Source organism: Exiguobacterium sp. KJ 601 (genome assembly GCF_027161185.1).
Taxonomy (GTDB): Bacteria; Bacillota; Bacilli; order Exiguobacteriales; family Exiguobacteriaceae; genus Exiguobacterium; species Exiguobacterium profundum.
Genome location: NZ_JADHZG010000001.1, coordinates 692,752 through 714,572, shown reverse-complemented (window position 1 = coordinate 714,572; position 21,821 = coordinate 692,752). Strand labels below are relative to the sequence as shown.

Genomic DNA, 21,821 nt, shown 5'->3' with positions numbered 1-21,821 from the left:
CATAGAAGACCGAACGCATCGACGTTATCCATACATCAAAAAGCACGAACATCCTCGACGGATGTTCGTGCTCATTTTATTTCTTCACCATTCCCTTTAACACGAACGCCACGTTTGCCGGGCGCTCTGCGAGACGGCGCATGAAGTAACCGTACCAGTCACGACCGTATGGCACGTAGACACGGACTTTGTATCCTTGGCGCACGAGCTCGAGTTGACGCTCGACGCGGATGCCGTATAACATCTGGAACTCGAACTGGTCGAGTGGAATGTTGTTCTCTTTGACGTGCTCGATAATAGCGTCAATCATATGGTCATCGTGTGTCGCGATGGATGCGTAGTTCCCGTTCGCAAGATGGAGTTTGACGAGCTTCACGTAGTTATGGTCCACGTCCTCTTTTTCAGGGAACGCGACCGTCGCCGGCTCTTTATATGCCCCTTTGACGATGCGGAGGTTCGGCTTGAGCGGCGCAAGATGATTGATGTCATCTTCCGAGCGGTACAAGTACGACTGGATGACCGTTCCAAGACCGTCAAATTCAGACTTCAGCTTTTTGAACAATTCGAGCGTCTTTTCACAACGCTGCTCATCTTCCATATCGATGGCCACAAAGACCCCGACTCGTTGTGCGACCGTCAAAATTTGACGCATGTTGTCTTCAATCAACTCGTCCGAGATATCGAATCCGAGTGATGTCAGCTTGAGTGACATATAGGCGTCTAATTGCTCTTCTGCCATAATTTCAATCGCACGCATGATCTCGTCGCGATTCGTATTCGCCTCTTCGACCGTCTTAATAAATTCCCCGAGATGATCGACCGTGACCGACAATCCTTTCGCATTGAGTTCGCGAATCGTCGGGACAGAAGCCTTAAAGTCTTCCCCTGCTACAAAGCGTGATGCACCAAATCGTAGGCCATATTTCTTTGCCAAACTGTTGAGTGTTTTGTTTTGTGACATGTAGATAAATCCATCGCGCAACACTTTTTCCATCTGATTTTCCCCCTTACTTTTACACCCATCTATCTCTATGATGATGTCTGCAATTATTATGACACACAAACGTCATTTCGTCTGTATTTTTGTAACCGTTTGCAGCACTTTCTTCCCAACTTTTCAAAAAAGACAGGCGCCCCGTAGGACGGCTGTCTTATAGGCTTGTCGAAGGTGCGACGTAGAGTAAAATACTGAGGAAGATGAACACGCTTCCCGCTAGGACGAACAGGTGCCAAATGGCATGGTTGAACGGCAGTTTTTGCCATACATAAAATACGATGCCGACCGAATAGGCGATCCCCCCTGCGAGGAGAAGCATGAACCCTTGGTGACCGAGTGATTCATATAACGGACGGATGGCGATGATGCAGATCCAACCGAGTGCGAGGTAAGTCACATTGGACACCCACATGTACTTGCCGGTCGAAAACAGTTTCCACACGATTCCGAGAATCGCGACACCCCAAACGATTCCGAATAGCGTCCAACCGAGCGTCCCGTGAAGTGTCACGAGCGCAAACGGTGTATAACTTCCGGCGATGAGTAAGTAAATCCCCGCGTGGTCGAACACTTGCAGCACCCGTTTCGCCCGTGGATGCGGGATGGCGTGCATGAGTGTCGAGAAGAGATAAAGTAAAATCATCGATGCCCCGAATACACTGACCGCGGTGACGTTCCACGTGCTCCCACTCTCTGTGGCGCTCATGACGAGCAAGACGAGGGCGACGATGCTGAAGATGACTCCTAAGCCGTGCGTGATCGCGCTCGCAATTTCTTCCCCGAGCGTGTCGGCATGGAGCATCTCTTTGAGTTGTTCTTGTTTCATGTGCTCCCACCTTCCGTAACTGTTCCTTCTAGTATGGACATTTCCCGATTTTAACGCAATCAAAAACACGGGCTACCGATTAGCCCGTGTCGAGATTATGCGACTTCTTTCACCGGAACGTCACATTCCATTTGTGCTGCCCGCATCGCGCGTGCCCGTTTGTGGAACAAGACGAGAAGCGTTAACGTTCCGAGTGTCGAGATGACGTACGGAAGAACTCCGTCCAGCTTGAAGCCGATCGGCGCCGTCAAAATGTAGAACCAGACTGCATATAACATGAACGTCCCCGGAAGGAGCGCGATGTAGTGGTTTTTCCCTTTAATGTAAAGGTACATCGCCCCGACGAACAGTGCGATGACCGCCGTCGTCTGGTTCGCCCAGTTGAAGTATTGCCAAAGCATTTGGAAGTCCATGTTCGTGAGCACGTATGAGATCGCGAAAAGTGGAAGTGCGATCCAAAGACGTGACGAGAACTTCTTCTGTGCGATCGACATGTAGTCTGCGATAATCATCCGTGCGCTACGGAATGCCGTATCGCCTGACGTGATCGGTAAGACGATGACTCCGAGAATCGCGAGCGTGCCGCCGATGCTGCCGAGCATGAGTGTCGCCACTTCTTGCACGACGAGTGCCGGAGTGCCCGCACTGATGAGTCCAAGCAATTCACCCGGCTCAAAGATGGCCATCGCCGCTCCAGCCCAAATCATCGCGATGACCGCTTCGGCGATCATCATGCCGTAGAAGATTTCACGGCCGTTGCTTTCTTTCATCGTCGTCCGCGAGATGATCGGCGACTGTGTCGCATGGAAACCAGAGAGCGCCCCACATGAGATGGTAAAGAAGAGGAGCGGCCAGATCGGCAAGCCGTCCGGATGCATGTTCGTCAATGTCATCTCTGGAATCTTGTATCCTTGAGCGAACAAACTGACCGCGATCCCGATGGCACTGATGACGAGTAGTGCCCCGAAGAACGGGTAGATGCGTCCGATGATCTTATCGACCGGGAGAAGCGTCGCCAAGATGTAGTAAGCGAACACAGCGAAGATGACGATGGTGAGCGTCGTTGCATTCCCATCGAACAAGTTGTTGATCATGTTACTCGGAGACGTGACGAACACCGTCCCGACAAGAAGTAAAAGTAAAAGTGCAAACCCGTTGACGATATGGCGGAGCGAACGTCCGAGAAACTTCTCCGCTAGTTGTGGCAAGTGTGCCCCGTTGTTTCGAAGGGAAATCATTCCTGTCAAATAGTCATGAACCGCACCGGCAAAGATCGATCCGAAGACGATCCAAAGGAAGGCGACCGGTCCGTAGAGCGCCCCCATAATCGGTCCAAAGATCGGTCCGACACCGGCGATGTTGAGCAATTGAATCATCGAGTTCCGTTTTTTGCCCATCGGCACGTAGTCGATGCCGTCCTGAGACGCATAGGCGGGCGTCGTCCGCTCTTCCTTGATGCCGAACGTCTTCTCAACGTAACGACCGTATACCAAATACCCGACCAAAAGTAGTGCGAGTGCGACGAAGAATGTAATCATCTGTCAGTCCCCTTTTCCGTACATATGTAGCCGAAACCCCATCAGCTCTTCGGTTTACACGTGTCATGTAACCGATTACATGTTTGATTATACATAAGAGTTAATGATAATGTAAGGGCTTTCATTCACATTTTAGACACTTTTATTCGACAAAAAACGACGCCCAAATTGGACGCCGTTCCGTACTTATTTCAAGTTGAGAGTCGATTGTTTTGCACCAGAACCGTTCGATCCGCTTGCGATGACTTTGTAAGTCCCTTTCGTAAGGCCTTTTTTGAACGTGAACGTGTACGTTCCTGTCCAGCTCGCCTGTACTTTGGCGACTTGCTTGCCTTTCGCGTCTTTCAAGACGACCGTCGCACCCGGTGTTGTTTTCCCGATCAAGGCGCGTGTGCCGGCCTTCACACCTTTCGTTGTCTTCGGTGTCACGATTGATCCATTTTTTAACTCGAATGATGTTGTCTTGACTACTTTTCCTGATACATCTTTCGCTTCGATTTCATATTTTGCTGCAAAGAATCCTGTACTTCTCTTGAATGTGAAGTTCCCATTCTCGTCAGCTTTCGCATAGTCTACTTTTTTCCCGTCTCGTTTAAGGACGAGCGTAGCCCCTTCCGTCGTTTTTCCAGTCAACACGGTTGTATTCGTGTACGTCAAACGTTTCGAGATAGCTGGCGTTCCGACAAAACCTGCACCGACGACTTTCGTTTCCGTCATCGTCTTCCCATTCAATTCGCTTTCAATCGTCAATGACTGACGGAGTTTGAGCGGTTTGACCGTCAAACGGTACATGCCTTCTGCATCGGCTGTCGTTGTCGCGAGAACCGTTTTGCCATCTTTTAATGTCACGTTTGCAGATGGAGCCGTCTTCCCAGTCACGACTTTTGCACCCGGTTTGATGACATCGACCGCGAGCGTCAAGTCAGTTGGCGCCACTTCGAGCTCTGCCGTATAGGTCCGGAAGAGGCGACCTGCCGCATCTTCACGCGTCGCGTCCGTCGCTTCGATACCTTCGTAAAGGTTCAAGTACTGCTTACCCGCATCCGCTGTTTCAAATGTCACCGAACGTTTCGCATCCGCGACAATCTTCCAGTTGTTGTCGGCTTTGTAGTCTAAGTTACTGCCACTCGACACAATATAGTCCGAGATGACGTTACGTGTCTCATACGCTGAGCGATAGACGATGTTCTTCCCGCCACCGAGACCTGGGAACGATGAAGAACCCGCGCGATAGTTATTCGTCGCGACCAAGAATTCTTGGTCCATTTTGATCGGTTGTCCGTTGTACTCGACGTTCTTCACGCGGTTCGCGTTCGCATTGACGAGCTTCCCGCCGACATCGAACATCGCAGGACCCGTGACATCGATCTCATACGTCAAACCGTCGAGAATATCGAAGTTGTAGCTACGGAATTGAAGGTTGAGTAAGTTTTCGCCATCTTCTTCGATTTGGTCAAACGCACCCGCTGACATCTCGAGCCAATCCATGACATCTTTTCCTGTCACTTTGACGACTTCGAGCGTGTTCGGATACACGTAAAGGTCCGCGACGTTTTTCAAAGCAATTTGCCCTTTCGGGATATTCGTATAGTAGCTCGCATCTGTCAATTCACGACCACCCGCTTTGAACGGTGCGCCTGCTGACAAGAGTGGTAACTCTTTATAAGCAGAAAGTTCTGGGTTCGTCTCGAGTTCTTTCTCGACATACCACTTCTGTGCGTTCGTCACGAACTGAACCGATGCGTCGTCACGGACCAGTGCGAAGTAGCTTTGGATGTCATCTTGAATCTCACCGACCGGTTGGTTGATATAGTCGATTGTCGCCAAGTGGTCGTCTTCGATCAACGCTTGAATCGTCGGGTCGACCGCCGTATCAGCCGTCACCGTATCGAGTGCTGCTGACGCATCAACGATTTGCCATTTCCCATCTACGAGTTCAAGTTCAAAGTCGATGACGCCGAGGTCCTTCCCTTGGTTGTTCGCCATGACGACCGGTTTGCCATTGATTGTCCCCTTCGTCATATCGACGTTCGGGAACGAAGCGAACATGCCTTTCGCATCCGGGAAGCGACCGTGTTGGTGTCCCGTCATGACCATGTCGAGCCCGTCAATCTTCGTGAGTGCGTAACCGACGTTCTCTTCGCTGTCGAGTTGCTCATCCGCGAGCGCTGCACTGTCACCAATCCCTGAGTGCGCGAGGGCGACGACGACGTCCGCTCCCTGGCCTTTTAATTTTTGTACTGCTTCACGTGCGGACGGGATGATATCCTCTGCCGTCACACGACCTTGAAGGTTCCCCGAATCCCATGACATGATTTTCGGAGGGACGACTCCGAATACGCCGACTTTGATCGTATGTGTTTCCCCATCCAGGTCTGTGACCGTTCGTTCGATGATTTGGACCTCTTGTCCATCCACGTTGAACTTCGAGACGATCGGGTTGCCTTCTAAATCTTTGACGTTCGAGTTGACGAAACGCAGTTTCCCTTTCGACCCCTCCATCGCGTTGTATAAGAATTCGAGACCAAAGTTGAATTCATGGTTCCCGAGTGTGACGGCATCGTAGTTGAGTGCCGCCATCGCCTTGTACATCGGATGTTCGAACGCTTCATTTTTTCCAGCTTGGCTCTCACGGACGTAATCGCCGAACGGTGTCCCCTGAATCGTATCCCCGTTATCGAACAAGAATGTGTTCGTTTCCCCAGCGGCTGTACGATGTTCATTGATGAGTGTCGCGACTTTCGTCAATCCGATCGTGTTATCGACCTTGTCTTGGAAGTAGTCGTAGTTCGTGATGTTCGTATGTAAGTCTGTCGTCTCTAAGAAACGGAGCTTGACGATATCCTCGTCCACTTCTGCCAAGACGTTCGGTGCCTGTAGCGGCAAAACGGTTGGTAACACGAGCGCGGTCGCGATCGACCATTTCAATGCGGTTTTCATGTGATTGTCCCCTTTTTCTGGTTGATAATTGTCTAACCATATTCAATATAACACCAGCTGTCTTTCCCTCCTATTAATTTTTTGTATAAAAATAGACCTAATTCCCTTTACAAAAATTAGGTCTATCATCCTATTATTGTTTGATACGAACAGTAAACGGTCCATCTCCGTCAATTTCTTCAAATGTGACTGATACCGGGTACGCATGTTTCCCGTAGACCGACTCTTCGAGACGAATCATCGTGAAGCCGACCACGTCCTCCCCACTCACGAGTTCAAGCGGGAGTTTCTCAACGTTCAAGTGGCGGTCGTAGCCGTTGCGAAGGAGAATCGTCGCCGTGACGTCTGTCTCTTCCTTCTCCACCGACACGAGCATCAAGTTGAACTCGTTCTCTCCGACTGGCGGTGTCGAGATGTTCGTCCGCATGAGCTGTTGCCATGCACTCTTCGAGAACTTCGCTTCTTCTTCCGATGACACGGGCTGAAGCGGGTCAATCGGGTTCATTTGGAAGACGAGTCGGAGCGAGTCGTAGGATTCTATTTCTCCGAACATCTCATCTAAGAAGAAGTCCAAGTAGACCGGTTTGCTCGTCCACGCCTCAAAGCTCGGCAATTCAGAACGTCCGAGGACTTTCCGACCGATCGGGACGTTATTTGCGTCTAACAAGAGGACCGGCAATTCGTTGATCTCGAACGAGCTCGGAAGCGTGTTGCGGAACAACGCCACGATCGACAAGTCATGCCCGAGCGATTCGGCATTCAACAACTCAATCGAGAGCTGATTGTCGAGAAGTGGCGGGAGTCGTTTCGCATGATAACGGAAGACGTACTCGTCCTCTTTCGGGATCCCCATCGCATCGTCGATCACGAGCGTCAATTGGCGCCCTTCCTCTTTATTTCCTGTCTCAATCTGTTTACGTTTACGAAATCCTAGCATTATACTTCCTCCTCTGCCATCTCGGCGAAGTAGCGGTCGAGCTGGCATAGTTCCGTCGTGACATCTCGTGCGATATTGATATATGTCTGTTCGAAGATTTCGAGTCCTTCTTTTCCGAACTGACGGCTCGGGTCTTCCTGACCGTAGCTGCGAAGACCGATCCCTTCTTTCAATCCGCTCATCGTCGTCAAATGGTCCGTCCATTTCATGTCGACGGCACGGAGAAGCGACTCTTTCGCGAAGAGGACGATTTCATCCTGTTCGAGGCGTGACGCCGTCGTAGCGATGATTGTCTCCATCCAGTCGTTTAAAGCATCCTTCAGTTCACGTGTATCGGCGATGTCATTCGCCCATGTCGGCTCCTGCATCGTCAAGTAGCGCAAGTCTTCTTTCAACTCATCGATTGGCCATTCCTCAGGTACGAGTTCATCCGATACATGCATGTCGATGCTATTCTCGAGGGCGAGACGCATCATGCCGAGGACGTTTTTCGTGATGGCGTCCGCATCGGCGTTGACGGCCTGGTTACGAATCGTATAGATGATATTCCGTTGTTCGTTCAAGACGTCATCGAGTTTGAACAAGTAGTCTCGAATCGAGACACCGAGTCCTTCGATCGTCGTCTGCGCATATTCGATGATTTCGATCGCATCTTTCGACGAGACCTCACCTGTCGCACTCGGCTTCAACTTCTTCTCCACGCGTTCTAGTTTCTGCGCCGCATAACGTTTCACGATCTCATCTTCGAGCGAGACGAAGAACTCGGTCGCACCCGGGTCGCCTTGACGTCCCGAACGACCGCGGAGCTGGTTGTCGACACGTTTTGACTCATGCCGCTCCGTTCCAATGACGAAGAGACCGCCCGCTTCCTTCGCTTTTGCGTCGAGCGTGATGTCCGTTCCACGTCCGGCCATGTTCGTTGCAATCGTCACTTTGCCGAATTGACCGGCGTCCGCGATGATATCCGCTTCCTGAGCGACCGTCTTCGCATTCAACACGTCATGCTCGATCCGCTTCTTCTTCAAATACTTGCTGATGGCTTCCGATTGTGCGATCGAGGTCGTCCCGATCAAGACCGGACGTCCCGTCGCATGTAGTTCTGCCACTTTCTCAGTGACCGCCGCATACTTTTGCTCGGTCGTCATGAAGATGCGGTCCGGATGGTCGACACGCTGACGTTCGCGGTTCGTCGGCACTTGGACGACGTCCATGTTGTACGTCTTCAAGAACTCTTGACGTGACGTCTGAGCCGTCCCCGTCATCCCACCGACGAGCGGATACATGCGGAAATAGTGCTGAATCGTAATCTCCGCCGTCGTCTTGTTCTCTTCGGTGATGGTGACGCCTTCTTTCGCCTCGAGCGCCTGATGCAACCCTTCTGACAGGCTTCGTCCTTCCATGATGCGTCCCGTGAACAAGTCGATGAGTTCAATCTTGTCTTCTCGGACGATATAGTCGACGTCAAGCTCAAACAAGACGTTCGCACGGAGCGCCTGGACGAGATAGTGATAGAGCACCTGGTGTGAGGCGCTGAACAGGTTATCGATGGCGAACAGCTCTTCAATCTTGACGATCCCTGCTTCCGTGAACGTCGCAGATTTCGACTCGAGGTCGACCTCGTAGTCGGTCTCCTCGAACTCAGAAATGATCTGTTGTGCCAACTGTTTCAACCGGATATGTGACCGGTCCTTCTGCGCGATGATGAGCGGCGTCTTCGCCTCATCGATCAAGATGCTGTCGACTTCATCGACGATGGCGAAATGGAAAGGACGTTGGACCCGTTCTTCCGGCTTATGGACAAGGTTGTCACGCAAGTAGTCAAACCCGAACTCTGTCCCGACCCCATACGTGATATCTGCCTGATATGCGGAACGCTTCTCGTCCGCTTCGATGTCTGGTACGTTCAAACCGACCGTCAACCCGAGGAAGTCATGGATCTTCCCGATCTGTTCCGCGTCACGTCTCGCCAAATAATCGTTGACCGTGATGACGTGGACGCCTTTTCCTTCGAGCGCCTTGACGTAACTCGGCAAAGCGGCGACGAGCGTCTTCCCTTCCCCCGTCGGCATCTCCGAGATGTTCCCTTCGAGGAGGGCGAACCCACCGATGAGCTGGACGTCATAGTGACGCATTCCGAGCACACGGACTGACGCTTCGCGGACGAGAGCGAACCCTTCTTCCGCGATGTCGTCCACTTTTTTTCCATCCAAGAGACGTGCTTTGAGCGTCTCCGTATATGTACGCATCTCGTCATCCGAGAGGGCTTTCATCGTTGTCTCTAATTCATTAATACGCGCGACCCGTCGTTCGTACGCTTTCAAACGCCGGCTTTGATCATTCGTTAACTGTTTTACAAATTGGATCACACTAATAGCCTCCATCTTTCTATCAATTCATCACTTACATACCCGTCTATTATAACGAAAATCGAACCAATTCGGAGACTTTTTTACGAAAACTTCCTAAAAGTTGGTTTTTTGACACGTGAAAACCTATAAATTTTGGTTAATTTTCAAAAAGTATTTGTAAAAATATTTTCAATTCACTATTTGAGATGACGTGAGACCGTGTTACGATGAAAAAAACAGAACATTTGTTCGTAAAAAAGGAGTGGTGACGATGCGCAGACGAATCTTTTGTATCGACAGCGTCTCGTTCTATGCCAGTTGCGAGTGCGCCGCGCGCAACAAAAATCCTTACAAGACAAAGCTCGTCGTCCTCTCGAACCTACAGGACAGCGGGGCACTCGTCCTCGCGGCGACCCCGAAAATGAAGCAGCTCGGAATCAAGACCGGGTCACGTCGCTTCCACATCGACCGCCTCCCGTGGCACGAACGACGAGACGTTTTGTATGCCGAGGCGCGGATGAGTCATTATTTGAACGTCTCCATTCAAATCATCCACATCCTGCATCAGTTCGCCCCGCCCGAGGCGATTCGCGTCTATTCGATTGATGAGACGCTCGTCGACATGAGCGGGACGGAGCGGCTGTTCGGAAATGACGAGCACGTCGCCCACCTCATGCGTGCGACGATCTTTCGCTATACGGGCATTCCCGTCACCATCGGCATCGGACCGAACAACGTCCTCGCCAAGCTCGTCCTCGATTTGCATGCAAAAAAGGAAGGTGTCGTCACGTGCCTTCTCCAAGACGTCGAACGGCTCATCCATCCGGCGCCGATCGAGAAGATGTGGGGCGTCGGGACGAAGATGGCGGTCCACCTGCAGCGGCTCGGCATCTGGACGATTGGGGACTTGGCCCGCTACCCACTCGAATCCCTTCATGAAAAGTTCGGTGTCATCGGTGCAGAACTTTGGCATCACGCCTGGGGCATCGACGAGTCGCCGACCATCCTGCCGGCGAGCTCCTTGTTCGGTGCGAAACGGATGCGACCGAAGTCGATCGGACACGGCATCACCCTCATGAAAGACTACACGACGTATTCCGCAATCCGGCTCGTCTTACAAGCGATCGCGGTCGAAGTCGGCATGCGAACCAGGCAAGCGGGACTCGTCGGAGGGACGATCCATCTCGGGGTGCGCTATACGCGGACGAGCGACCGGGCTGGCTTCAGTAAACAAAAGAAGCTCCCCCGCTTCACAGCGGACGAGCAAGAGTTTCTCCCGATCTTATTGCAGCTATTTTTAGACGGCTGGGAAGAGACGGAGGCCGTCCGTTACGTCTCGGTCGCTCTCGGCAAGCTCGAGCCACGGAGCGATCACGTCCAGTTATCGTTCTTCGAAGACGAATGGGCGAAAGCGAAACGGCTCGACTTCCTCGATTTGATCGACGGCCTGAACGTCCGGTTCGGTCGTGGCACGATCCGACCGGCGTCGAGCCTACTAAAAGACAGTCCGCTCCGGACGCGCCAACGTCTAATCGGCGGACATAAACAAGGAGGCGATTCCTCATGAGCAAGACCCGCTATCGTGACCGAGGTGAGTTAAAATGGATCCCATTTCTCATGCCCGAGCACGTCGCCCTACTGAAACGTTATTATGCACAAATCCAAAAGATTGAGCTGCCCGACTTGGACGAACAACTCCTCTACCTCTTGCAGACCGAACTCGAACGGGCCATCCGTGAAGGCGACCAAGTCGAAGTGACCCTGTTCGTAGACGGCTTGACGACAAGCATGCGCGGCTACGTCCATGCCATCTATTACGCCGAGCGCGAGGTCGAGCTGTTCGACGGCAAGGTGCGCCGCATCCCGTTCGGCGACATCTTGTCCGTTCGTTAAGATGCCTCGATCGCTCCCTGGGTCGTCTCGAACGTCTCAATCCCGTCGAGTAGCCCATAGTGAGCAAGCGTCGCGCGGACCGATGGCGACAGATGCGCGAAGATGACATGCCGGTCGGCTGCTTTCAGCTCGGTGACGACACGACGCAACTCTTCGACCGCGGTCACGTCGATGACCGGGCAGCGGTGAAAGTTGAAGATGAACACGTTCGGTTCCCGATGGATGTGATGGAGGACGTGCTCGAACAACTCGACCGCACCGAAGAAGAGCGGACCTTCGACACTGAAGACGATTTGGCCGTCTCGCGTGACGTACCGTTCTGTCCGTTCACGCACATCGATCGTATCAGCCATTCGTTTCGCGAAGAGTGCGAGCGCACAGATGACGCCGACCTCGACGGCGACGACCAAGTCGACGAATACCGTCAACAGTAGCGTGACGAGAAGGACGAGCGACTCGGATGAACGATGACGCAACATCGCCATCACGTGATGACGTTCGGACATATTCCAGGCGACCCGCATCAAGATCGGAGCGAGTGCGGCGAGTGGCACGTAACTCGCGAACGGCGCGAGGACGAGCACCGCAATGAGGACCGTGAGTCCGTGGATGACACCGGCACGTCGGCTGACCGCTCCCGCCTGAATGTTTGTCGCCGTCCGGGCGATGGCACCTGTCGACGGGATCCCACCAAAGAACGGTGTGATCACGTTCGCGAGACCTTGCCCGAACAGTTCCTTGTCCGGCTTCATCTTCGTCCCCGCCATCCCGTCAGCGACCGTTCCCGAAAGAAGTGACTCGAGCGCACCGAGGAAGGCGATGGCGAATGCGGACGGGAGGAGTGTTGTAATCAAGTTTAGGTCGATTGTGAGCCAGTTGAATGTTGGCAGTCCGCTCGGGATGCCGCCGTATGCACTTCCGATCGTCGCGACCTCACCCGGGATGAGGAGACTGACAAACGTCGGGACGAGCATCACCATGAGTAAAAGGGGTAAACGGAACGGCAGCTTCGGGACGAGCCAAAGGGTCAAAAAGCCAATCCCAGCAATGACGATCGGCCACACGGACGCTTCGGGCAACGCTTGACCGAGACGAAGCAAGTTCTCGTGAAAATGTGGTGCCTTCTCAAACGTGACCCCGAACAACTCATCGAGCTGGTCGACGAAGATGACGACGGCAATACCGGCCGTGAAACCGATGGTCACGGCCCGGGGCATGAAGCGGATGAGCCGTCCGACCCGGAGCACGCTCATGAGGAGCAGCAAAATTCCGGCGAGAACGGTCGTGACGAGTAACCCTTCATATCCATATGCGAGGACGACACCCGAGACGATTGGGATGAACGCTCCCGTCGGTCCAGCAATCTGGAACGTCGAACCTCCGAACAGGCTGACGAGGATTCCGGCAAAAATGGACGTGTAGAGCCCGTACACCGGCGGGACTCCCGAGGCGATGGCAAATGCCATGGCTAGCGGGATAGCGACGACGCCAACTGTAATTCCGGCCGAGATGTCCTTTTGCCACATCTCACGTGTGGAGAGTGAGTCTTGCATCATACATTCCTTCTTTCCAATCAGTTCAAAAACGAGTTCAGTGTACGCCTGGAAAGAGGGCTTGTAAACGGTTTGAGAAAAACGTTAACAGAATGTACAAAAGAAAAAGACGCACCTTTCGATGCGTCTCCCTTCAATTCGTCGGAGCCTCTACGACTTGATCGCCATCTTCCGCGTCTTTCGCCAGCAACTTCACATGACGACCGAATAACCACATGACGACGAGATGGGCTTTCGCCTGTGTCTTTGTATAGAACCACCACGGGAGGGCCGGTACGAACTCATGGATGGCGACAAGTCCTTCATCCGACTCCGGTAAGCGTCTAAACTCGAGACGCCCTGTCTGATCCTCTTCACTTAACTTGACGAACTTGCCCCCGTCAATCGCAAAGGATGCCATATCGTCCGTTGCTTCCTGTTCAAGCGATAGATGAAGCGCGACGAACGACGGATCGAGCAGCGCAATCTCCCAATTATCGTCTTCTTTCGTCGTCTGAATGAGCGGATACATAAAACGACCGAGCCACTCAAAGTACGTGTCCGCCATCCAAAGCGCCGACTTTTCTTCCGGCAGACCGAACCGCTGAATCGAACGGACCGTATACGATTTCGGTTGCTTTTTCTTCTTACCGCCCGAGGATTGCTTCTCTTCTTCCTCAAGCGCATGTTCGACCGCCTGTTTGAATGGAATCTCACCCTGTCCGATACCTTCGACCGTATCTTCTGCCACCATCGCGTGCCCCATGCTCTCGACGAGCGGATAGACGGTCGCCTTCGGTTCACCCGTGACCGCCATGACCCACAGGCGCGACAGTTTGATTGTCGGGAACGGGAAGTCGATCAAGACGCGACGCTTATCCATGACTTCGGCCGTCTGTTCGATCATCTTCCGATACGTCATCACCTCGGGACCCCCGATGTCGATATGACGGTCATAAAGCGACTCGGCACCGACGACCGAGATGAGCGCCTGAACGGCTTCACGGATGTCGATCGGATGTGTTTCCGTCTTCGTCCATCGTGGCAAGATCATCGACGGCAAACGCTTGACGAGCTTCGCTAAAATCGGGAACGACGAACCTTCCGGACCAATGATGAGTCCCGCCCGTATCGTCGTCACCGGCACGCCCTGACCACCGAGAATGCGTTCGACCTCAAGTCGACTCTTCAAGTGACGCGACAACGTCTTCTCTTGTTTCGGGATGATCCCACTCAAATAGACGATTTGCTCAATGTCGTTCGCCTTCGTCGCCCGGGCGAAGTTGTCCGCAATGAGCGCGTCCATGTCCTCGAACGTCGCCTGCGTCAAGCCGCCATCCGGAATCATCGAGTGCACGAGGAACATCGCGTAATCCGCGCCCTCACATGCTTCTTTTGTTGCCTCATATGAAAACAAATCACAGGCACGCCACGTGATATGGGCCTCATCTTCTTTATTCTTCGTCGATCGCGATAACGCGATGATGTCATACTCTTCCTTCAGCTGCTCCATCACGTTCGAGCCGATATAGCCGCTCGCCCCCGCAATGACAATCGTTTTTCGCATAATGGTCACTCCCCTAATTATTCGCATAGAGGTAATGTACCCTTCTTTTTTAAAAGATAAATCAGTCTAAGTATGTAGAGCCTGCTCGACCGATTCATACTAAAATGAGAATAATTAGAAAAAGGAGGGATATTCATGGGATTTTGGTACTTTCTTTTGCTTGGATTGGGAGTAATCCTCATCGTGCGAGGGATTGCAAGTAGCGCGAAACAAGGTGGACTGATTTTAGTCGGACTTGTGATGGTCGGGGTATCCATATTTATGTTCCAAGATGGCAGTGCGGACTTGGTCGCGAATTGGTTGGATCAAATCACCGGTCAATAAGTCACATTCTCGAGTAATCGCGAGGTCCATTGACAACCTTTTAACGTCTTCAATCTTGAATTGATATGGAAGGAGCTCGACAATGAAACAGTTCAAACGAGTAGTTGTTGTGGCGTTATTCGCCTTGATTGGATTTGCTCTTTTCCATTATGCGACCGAGTCGAAGACAGGTTCCGCTGCATGGACGACAGAAGCTGCGACACATCACTTCAAAGATATCTTAGAAGCACAGCAAGCAGCGATTGAAGCACATACCCCACTCGATAACATTGAGCGAACGAAATTGTCACACGAAGATGACGTCGTCCGGCTCCTCCTCGGTCAGCGGGATTGGGTCGAGCAATTCCACTATACGATTCAGGAGGTACAAGTGGACGAAAAAGGTGGACTTCTATACGCAAATGCTTATGTGACAAGAAATCTTCAATTTGAGAGTGGTGTCACGACCGTGCTTGGTGACGAGATGACGATTCAATTGAGGTCTCCGAATGAGGCGACCGAAGAGGTGGAGCTTGACAATCATAGTGTGACACAATCTGGCCAACCCTTTTTCAAACGCTGGATCGGTCGAGTGTTTGACTGAACAAATCCCACTTTCCGATTGGAGAGTGGGATTCTTTTTAAAACGATAAATCTAAACCAGTATCATCATCAAGAAGTTCTCCGTTTTTAGCGGTATAGTCAACACGAATCTTCAATCGCATCCGTAAAAGCATTCTCCCGTTTCGAAGCAAGAAAAGTGTAAACGACTTCTCCCATCGTCTCGTTCGTGTACATAAAAATTTTCGCCTTGGTAAAGTCTTCAAACCACTCATATTGAACTGGATTTGCCCCCCTTCTATGCTCGTATACCCATTACGCACAGTCACCATCTCCAATCCAATTTCCGTAAATTCTGACCTCTGTAAGAGACAGGAAAAACTGCGTCCAATGAGTCGATTTTCACCGTCATCTTCTTACATCTCGATGATTTTTTTGTAACGGATTCAAACTTTTCAACATAATTCATTTAATACATCGAGATGGATTAATTTATTATTTTTAGGAAAAACATAGGTGCTATATTCCCAATTTTTGTATTCACCACCCACTATTAGCAATATAGGTTCAGGACATTTATAATTATCATTATTCGATATTTCGCTCATTTGTTTAATATCTTGATTACTTAGATTCGAACTACTACCGGGATGGTAATGCCATTCTCCAATATAATATTCCTTTTCGTTATACCACAATTGATCTAGCTTCTTTTTCACACCATTAATTCCTCTTATGAACCATGTAGGTCCGCTCTTTGAATCAGATGGAGGTGGTATCAACTTAGAAATAATTGCAGAATTGTATTGCTCATTATAAAAACCAACTAATATACCACCTGTTTCATTTGGATAAGATGACGTGCAGAGTATATGAATTTCATCTAACACTATATTGGGAATAACTACTTTTAGTTTTTGATTTTCACTAGTAAAATTCAACTCATTCATTGATTACCTCATTATGTACTAAATTAATCCCTTGAAAGTTACCGTCGCTATTTTCTTGTTCATATATACTAAACGTTGAGAACTTTGTTTCATTATATATTGCTTCTAACTTTTTAATAGCGGTGGCAGCTAAAATCCATACATCATCAGCCCTCGCTGGAAACAATGGGTGCCAACATCCCAGCCCTTCCCTCGGTAATTGTTTTTCATTGAATTGAGTACTTTCATCGGCTAACCAGGGATCAACACATTCTCTAAACAAATCATAATGAAAATAAAAACTATAATTACTAAAAAGAAATAACTTCCTGCCTTCAAATCCTAGTGAAATTGAAATAAATTGTTTTATATCAGACCACTGATATTGTTGCAATTGCATTAAAACCTCATCATCTCCTGTACAGTCTAGTATCACATTGTATTTCCTTAATTGTTCAATATTATTTTCTAGGTTGTATTTTAATGTCCCAGCATGTGATTCGACCTTGGAGTGAAGTGAGGTTTTATTTAGTCGCTTAGTTAAAGCTTCTGCTTTATTATTTCCTATTTCATTTAGTAACAATGTATGCCTTGTAAGGTTCCCCATTTCTAAATTATCGTAATCAATAATTCCCAGCTTCTCTACCCCTGCTCTGACTAATAACTCTCCCACAGAAGAACCAAGCGCCCCTGCACCTATTAGCAATATTTTTGAATCGCTAATTTTTTTAGGTAACATACCGCGGCTCATGACAGCACTTTTTGACCAATTGAATGAATGCATCCATTTTATTTTACTTAAGCCATTAATAGTAACTTGTTTTTCAATTTTGTTACTCTGTTTAATATCTAATTTAACTCTTTTAGGATTGAGACTGTTTTCAATTAAAAAAGGAATTTCTACTCCTTTCCAAAATATTTCACTGTAATCCTCATTTAACTTTTCTTTAATAGGAAAGCCAATTAGTAATATATGAACCAACTTTTTTTTACAATTTTGTTTTCTATTTATCTGGCGCAGGACACTTAAAATATCTATTTTCTGATTTTTGCATATTTCTGTAAGTTCACTCCAAGTTAATGGAGCTTGCCATGGCTTAAAGTGAGGAACTTCTTTTAATAATATCCAAGAACCTAAAATTCTATCATCACTTTTAACTTGAGAAGAATGATATCCCCATTCATTATTTCTTAGAGATAGTCCATTCAGTTTCTTAAATTCTCTCACTAAAAAAACACCACTATGTAAAACTGAGAAAGTCGCAATTCCATACTTAACTTTAATTGAATTCCAATGCATAAATGATTGTGAATCTTCAGAAAAACCTAATTTTAATGACGAAAATTCAGGAAAGTCAATCAATTCAAAGAGTTCGTCTTGAGAAGTAAGTTTATTTTTTGAAGCAGCTATTAACCATTCTATCGCTCTTATTACATGCCAGGTTAAGCGAACTTCTTCTTGGTAGGGCTCTTCATTAGGAACAAGCCTACCTAACGTTCTCACATTTGAATCTAGACATAACAAACCGTTTCTCCAAGGGTAATTATTATTGTCTTCATAATTGTACATCTGATGTGGAAATGTTTGAGTTAAGCTATTTCGCTTTGACGGATAAAAGCCAATACTTCCTCTTGGATAAGCATCGTCGATTAGTATATACCATTCAGTACACTTGTTGATGACAGCATGTTCTATTTCGTCTGAGTATAACGAACAATGAAGAACCCATTTTTTTATGGGTTCTATCCATTTTAAATCATCGATTATCTCAATTCCTTCCACAAATTCGGTAGCTCTACGCCCCGTAAGTAGAGACTCATTAGGGACTTTCATAGACCTCATCCAAATCTACCGCCTGAAACGGAAGATGTCGGTTCGGTTCTTGGAGTAAAACTATCTTGTGATTTTTTTACGATAGAAGGTGGTTCCGGAAACTTCGAACCCAATAACTCTCTCCACAATTCAATACTTTCTACCTTATCTGTACTATCTAATGCTTTTCTTGCCATTACCGCAGCCTTAGTCACTAAATCATAAAACTCTTTATACTCTTCATCACTAATACGTTTAAAAACATCATGATCATGGACTCCATGATCATTCAAAAGAGGCTTCTCCGGATAATCTTTAACAATATTTTCCAAAGTCAGTGTAACACCTTCAGCAATCGATTTTATCCCATCCGGACAATTTAAACCTACAAAATGTTCTAAAGGATAACCTTTTGGGTACTTCGGATTAGGATTTAACTTTTTCCACCACTTCAGAGTTTTCACAACATTTATATAATCCCTATTACAATTTGCATTTTTATTCCAAGTCCATTTTATTTGTGCTAATGGATCGGTTTTTTCCCATTTTCCCGCTTCTCTATCTGGAATTAATAGCGGTTCATTTTTCCACTCTTTTCCATTGTCGACTTTTTGATAATCTATGCTCCAAGACTTAGTGAGTGACCAATTCTCTAAATCTTCGATCAAGTAAGAGGTCGATATGCTATCTGTTGTAAGCAACTCTTTTTGTATCTCTGAAGGCGCAGATGTAATTACTAAGTCAAGTTCAACATAGCTAAGTTCAATACCAATAGATCGCCCTTGCATTTTATATTTCCCTTTGTAATGCTTTTCTAAAAAAGGAACAAATTTATCTAATGCTTTTTGAGGAGAACACTGTTCTGTATCTAAAGTTGTTACAACTATTACATCTACATCTGACTTGTTACCATTTTTAGAGCGAACAGCGGTCGCTCTTCTATAACTTCCTTGTAAGAATGTATTAACAATAATTGGAGATATATCTTCATCTTCCAATAATCTCTTCCGTAAAGTACTGTGGCCCTTTTTTAAATCATTTACTTGATTATCTGTTAATCTTATATCGAGTAAAAAATCATTAAAGTATGATTTCACTTCCATTTTATGCACTCCCTCTCACACATTTAAGGCAAATCAATAGTTGGAAAATAATCTTTTGTTATTTCAATGTCATATTCGTAGAGAGTTAACTGGCCAAAGTTTCTTGAAAGCTGTCCTAAGAAGAACCAAAAACCATTTGGTCCTGCTCCGAAAAAGTGGTATCTTCTTTTTTTATCTTCTTTTTGAAGTCCATTTAAAGTCTTTGATATTTCATTAGCGAGATACATAGCATGGTTTCCATCATGAATTGAATTGAAACCTGAAGATTCTTCAAAATAAAATCGTAATATAGATTTAGCAGACAATTGATTGGTTTCAATATAATCTTTTACATCTTGAACAGCTGGATGTGTCATTTCGATTACTATTACAATATCACTGCCATTTTCGTCAATGACATCATGGCTAACTTGCCACATTGGATATTGCTCTCTTGGCACTCTAGAGTCTGATCGCCAGATTGCCCTTCCACTGAGCCCCTTTTGAATAGGAACTGCTTTTATTCCTGATTTGGGATCAAGAAAAAAGCCGGTTGTAAAAGCAATAGTTGAATGAGTATCTAAATAAATACAATAAGAACTGTCCTCCGCTAAATTACATCTTATAAAATCTTCTAAAGCCCCCTTAATAGCTATATTCCAACTAAATTCATCTTTTAAATATCGTCCCTCAAAATAATGTAATAAACAAGTCATTGTAGTTGTATTGTTTTCTAAATTTTCAGCTCTCCGATTGAAACTCCTTATACCAATTGGAACTTCTTCATTTAGCATAATATTGTGACCTATCCATAGATCTTCAGACTTACATATTTCTATTAACTCTTCCTTATTGAACTTCGTTTGGTCTTCTTGAAATAACCGCCGAAGTAAATCTACATAAGGATTAATACGTTGAGATAAATCGATTGGCTTTAATCCAACGGTTAAAAGTTGCCCATTTAAAAATTGAATTAAGGATTCATATTGGTGAAAATTACTTCGTATTCGAATAGCTTCCAAAATAATTTTCAACTCCTCGTCATCTTCAATTTTTAAATGATTTTTCAATGTTCCTCTTATTTTTGCTATATGCGACTTACTTTTACCATCGAATAAAATTTCTTCTTTAAAATAGCCTCCTTTAGTATCCACTATTTTTAACTTCGCTAATGGGTCATCAGGATGAATACTCCACGGTGTTACTAAAAATGCAACTCCAGGTTCATCCTCTTTATTCAAATCTGGTATTGCTTCTTTTACCTTTTCTAGAAAAGAATATTTCGCAGCATTTATAAATTTAGGACTTATTAAGTTCTCAAGAGTTATACTATTCCGATAATCAACATGATATTTTACTTGGTAATATTCTTTATGAACTAACTTTCCAGTCATATCTCTTGTAGGTTTCTTATAGCGAATAACTATATCATCAAGACTTTTTATTTTTTGATCTTCATAAGAAATAGTATCCACATTAGAGTGATCTTTTAACATATCACATGCTTTTAACCAAAAGAAAAGTATTTGATACTCATCCCCTAAGCTCCTAGCTTTTATCGGATTCGCCATATCAAAAATCTCACCTCTTATATATTTATTAATATTTCTTTAATCTTCTCATATCAGTCCTTATTTTTCCATGTAAGTATATGTGGTTACATTTCAAATATGTCTTAGATATAATCTAATTGAATGTTGACATTAATTTATTTAGTACAAGGGGAAACTTAAATTGGTTATATATAAATCGCTGGACTATTATTTCAAAATCGGTTATTTACCGCTACTGAAAAACTATAAAATTGAAACCATCCGTTTTGATGCAGGATGTTTCTTAGCCCTAGATGTTCGGTTACCTTTATACAGGGTAAGAGAAATGAAGGCACAGAGTTTAAAGAGTACTTGGAATGAAGTTAATCAATATGTCAATAGTGCTTTCGAAATTATGTTCTATCACTACAACGAAGATGTGGATTCGGGTGATGAAAGATTATTAGTAGATATTGATCGTGAAATCCTTTATGAAATTGATTCTCAGCTCGATATTTATCGACCTTCAACATGTTATCCAATTTACATCATTACCGTCGGCGGTGGTGCAAATGAACGAGTTGTTTATATCGGTAAAACTTCGTCCCAAAATCATCGCTTTTCAGGAGGACATGCTGCTGCTCTAAAATTACATGATCCTAAGTATGATGGTATAGAAAAACATATTTATTTTGCCACAGTTACACTTCTTGGTGAAAACGAGTACATGCCTTTAGAATTCATATATCCTTATACAATTGCTGAAAAACTGTTAGAAAATGTCGAGGCTGGTTTAATATACAATCTAAAACCGGAATTAAATAAAGTACACTTCCATAAAAATAATGCTCGATTCCAAATGCTGCTCAATATTGAAAATCATTCTGTTGATTCTGACATACTCCATAACGAACAAATTGCTATCAATCCGGAAAAGTATTTTACCTTCTCATCACCAAGTGACTAGGTTACTGGCGGGGATATTAGGTTTATTTGATATACTACAAACTTTTAAAACTTAAA

General features: G+C 46.8%; 17 protein-coding genes. 5 read left to right on the top strand and 12 right to left on the bottom strand.

The window, feature by feature from the left end; all coding sequences use genetic code 11:
• Nucleotides 1–76: 76 nt before the first annotated feature.
• From IRJ25_RS03665 to secA2, 6 genes are all read right to left on the bottom strand, one after another.
• Complete coding sequence (locus IRJ25_RS03665) at nt 77–994, bottom strand: proline dehydrogenase family protein (RefSeq protein ID WP_012726871.1); 918 nt, start codon at nt 992–994, stop codon at nt 77–79.
• A 157-nt stretch (nt 995–1,151) separates the two neighbouring features.
• On the bottom strand, nt 1,152–1,823 hold the full coding sequence (gene trhA / locus IRJ25_RS03660) for a PAQR family membrane homeostasis protein TrhA (protein WP_051829405.1): 672 nt from the start codon (nt 1,821–1,823) through the stop codon (nt 1,152–1,154).
• A 95-nt stretch (nt 1,824–1,918) separates the two neighbouring features.
• Nucleotides 1,919–3,361: a carbon starvation CstA family protein gene (locus IRJ25_RS03655; protein WP_196430970.1), complete on the bottom strand. Its 1,443-nt coding sequence runs from the start codon at nt 3,359–3,361 to the stop codon at nt 1,919–1,921.
• A 186-nt stretch (nt 3,362–3,547) separates the two neighbouring features.
• The gene (locus IRJ25_RS03650; RefSeq protein ID WP_215243782.1) at nt 3,548–6,301 is read right to left on the bottom strand and encodes a bifunctional 2',3'-cyclic-nucleotide 2'-phosphodiesterase/3'-nucleotidase; all 2,754 of its coding nucleotides are present in this window, start codon (nt 6,299–6,301) and stop codon (nt 3,548–3,550) included.
• Nucleotides 6,302–6,434: 133 nt separating this feature from the next.
• Nucleotides 6,435–7,238 (bottom strand): SLAP domain-containing protein, encoded by an 804-nt coding sequence (locus IRJ25_RS03645; protein WP_264092747.1) that lies wholly within the window; start codon nt 7,236–7,238, stop codon nt 6,435–6,437.
• On the bottom strand, nt 7,238–9,604 hold the full coding sequence (secA2, locus tag IRJ25_RS03640; RefSeq protein ID WP_264092748.1) for an accessory Sec system translocase SecA2: 2,367 nt from the start codon (nt 9,602–9,604) through the stop codon (nt 7,238–7,240). The genes IRJ25_RS03645 and secA2 overlap by 1 nt, the downstream gene beginning before the upstream one ends.
• 253 nt (nt 9,605–9,857) lie before the next feature.
• Here secA2 and IRJ25_RS03635 point away from each other — a divergent pair, with 253 nt between their 5' ends.
• Nucleotides 9,858–11,153, top strand: coding sequence for a Y-family DNA polymerase (locus IRJ25_RS03635; protein WP_215243780.1), 1,296 nt, complete (start codon nt 9,858–9,860; stop codon nt 11,151–11,153).
• Nucleotides 11,150–11,479: a YolD-like family protein gene (locus IRJ25_RS03630; protein WP_269317801.1), complete on the top strand. Its 330-nt coding sequence runs from the start codon at nt 11,150–11,152 to the stop codon at nt 11,477–11,479. Before IRJ25_RS03635 ends, IRJ25_RS03630 begins: the two co-directional genes overlap by 4 nt.
• On the opposite strand, the gene IRJ25_RS03625 is transcribed toward IRJ25_RS03630, so the two are convergent.
• Together IRJ25_RS03625 and IRJ25_RS03620 are read right to left on the bottom strand one after the other, a co-directional pair.
• Nucleotides 11,476–13,032, bottom strand: coding sequence for a SulP family inorganic anion transporter (locus tag IRJ25_RS03625; protein ID WP_269317800.1), 1,557 nt, complete (start codon nt 13,030–13,032; stop codon nt 11,476–11,478). The two genes, IRJ25_RS03630 and IRJ25_RS03625, sit on opposite strands and share 4 nt — an antisense overlap.
• Nucleotides 13,033–13,165: 133 nt before the next feature.
• Complete coding sequence (locus tag IRJ25_RS03620; protein ID WP_269317799.1) at nt 13,166–14,578, bottom strand: NAD-dependent epimerase/dehydratase family protein; 1,413 nt, start codon at nt 14,576–14,578, stop codon at nt 13,166–13,168.
• A gap of 135 nt (nt 14,579–14,713) precedes the next feature.
• On the opposite strand from IRJ25_RS03620, the gene IRJ25_RS03615 reads away from it, so the two are divergent.
• Nucleotides 14,714–14,902, top strand: a complete 189-nt coding sequence (locus IRJ25_RS03615; RefSeq protein ID WP_159562615.1) for a hypothetical protein — start codon at nt 14,714–14,716, stop codon at nt 14,900–14,902.
• Nucleotides 14,903–14,984: 82 nt separating this feature from the next.
• Nucleotides 14,985–15,485: a hypothetical protein gene (locus IRJ25_RS03610; RefSeq protein WP_269317798.1), complete on the top strand. Its 501-nt coding sequence runs from the start codon at nt 14,985–14,987 to the stop codon at nt 15,483–15,485.
• 412 nt (nt 15,486–15,897) lie between these two features.
• Here IRJ25_RS03610 and IRJ25_RS03605 read toward each other — a convergent pair whose 3' ends face one another.
• Genes IRJ25_RS03605 through IRJ25_RS03590 form a run of 4 tightly spaced genes read right to left on the bottom strand, consistent with a single transcriptional unit; the run spans nt 15,898 to nt 20,837 of the window.
• The gene (locus tag IRJ25_RS03605; RefSeq protein WP_269317797.1) at nt 15,898–16,392 is read right to left on the bottom strand and encodes a Mov34/MPN/PAD-1 family protein; all 495 of its coding nucleotides are present in this window, start codon (nt 16,390–16,392) and stop codon (nt 15,898–15,900) included.
• On the bottom strand, nt 16,385–18,205 hold the full coding sequence (locus IRJ25_RS03600) for a HesA/MoeB/ThiF family protein (RefSeq protein ID WP_269317796.1): 1,821 nt from the start codon (nt 18,203–18,205) through the stop codon (nt 16,385–16,387). Before IRJ25_RS03600 ends, IRJ25_RS03605 begins: the two co-directional genes overlap by 8 nt.
• 5 nt (nt 18,206–18,210) lie before the next feature.
• On the bottom strand, nt 18,211–19,287 hold the full coding sequence (locus IRJ25_RS03595) for an SMODS domain-containing nucleotidyltransferase (RefSeq protein WP_269317795.1): 1,077 nt from the start codon (nt 19,285–19,287) through the stop codon (nt 18,211–18,213).
• A gap of 23 nt (nt 19,288–19,310) precedes the next feature.
• Nucleotides 19,311–20,837: an SAVED domain-containing protein gene (locus IRJ25_RS03590; RefSeq protein WP_269317794.1), complete on the bottom strand. Its 1,527-nt coding sequence runs from the start codon at nt 20,835–20,837 to the stop codon at nt 19,311–19,313.
• Nucleotides 20,838–21,000: 163 nt separating this feature from the next.
• On the opposite strand from IRJ25_RS03590, the gene IRJ25_RS03585 reads away from it, so the two are divergent.
• Entirely contained in the window at nt 21,001–21,765 is a 765-nt protein-coding gene (locus IRJ25_RS03585) for a hypothetical protein (RefSeq protein ID WP_269317793.1), read from the top strand.
• Nucleotides 21,766–21,821 lie beyond the last annotated feature (56 nt).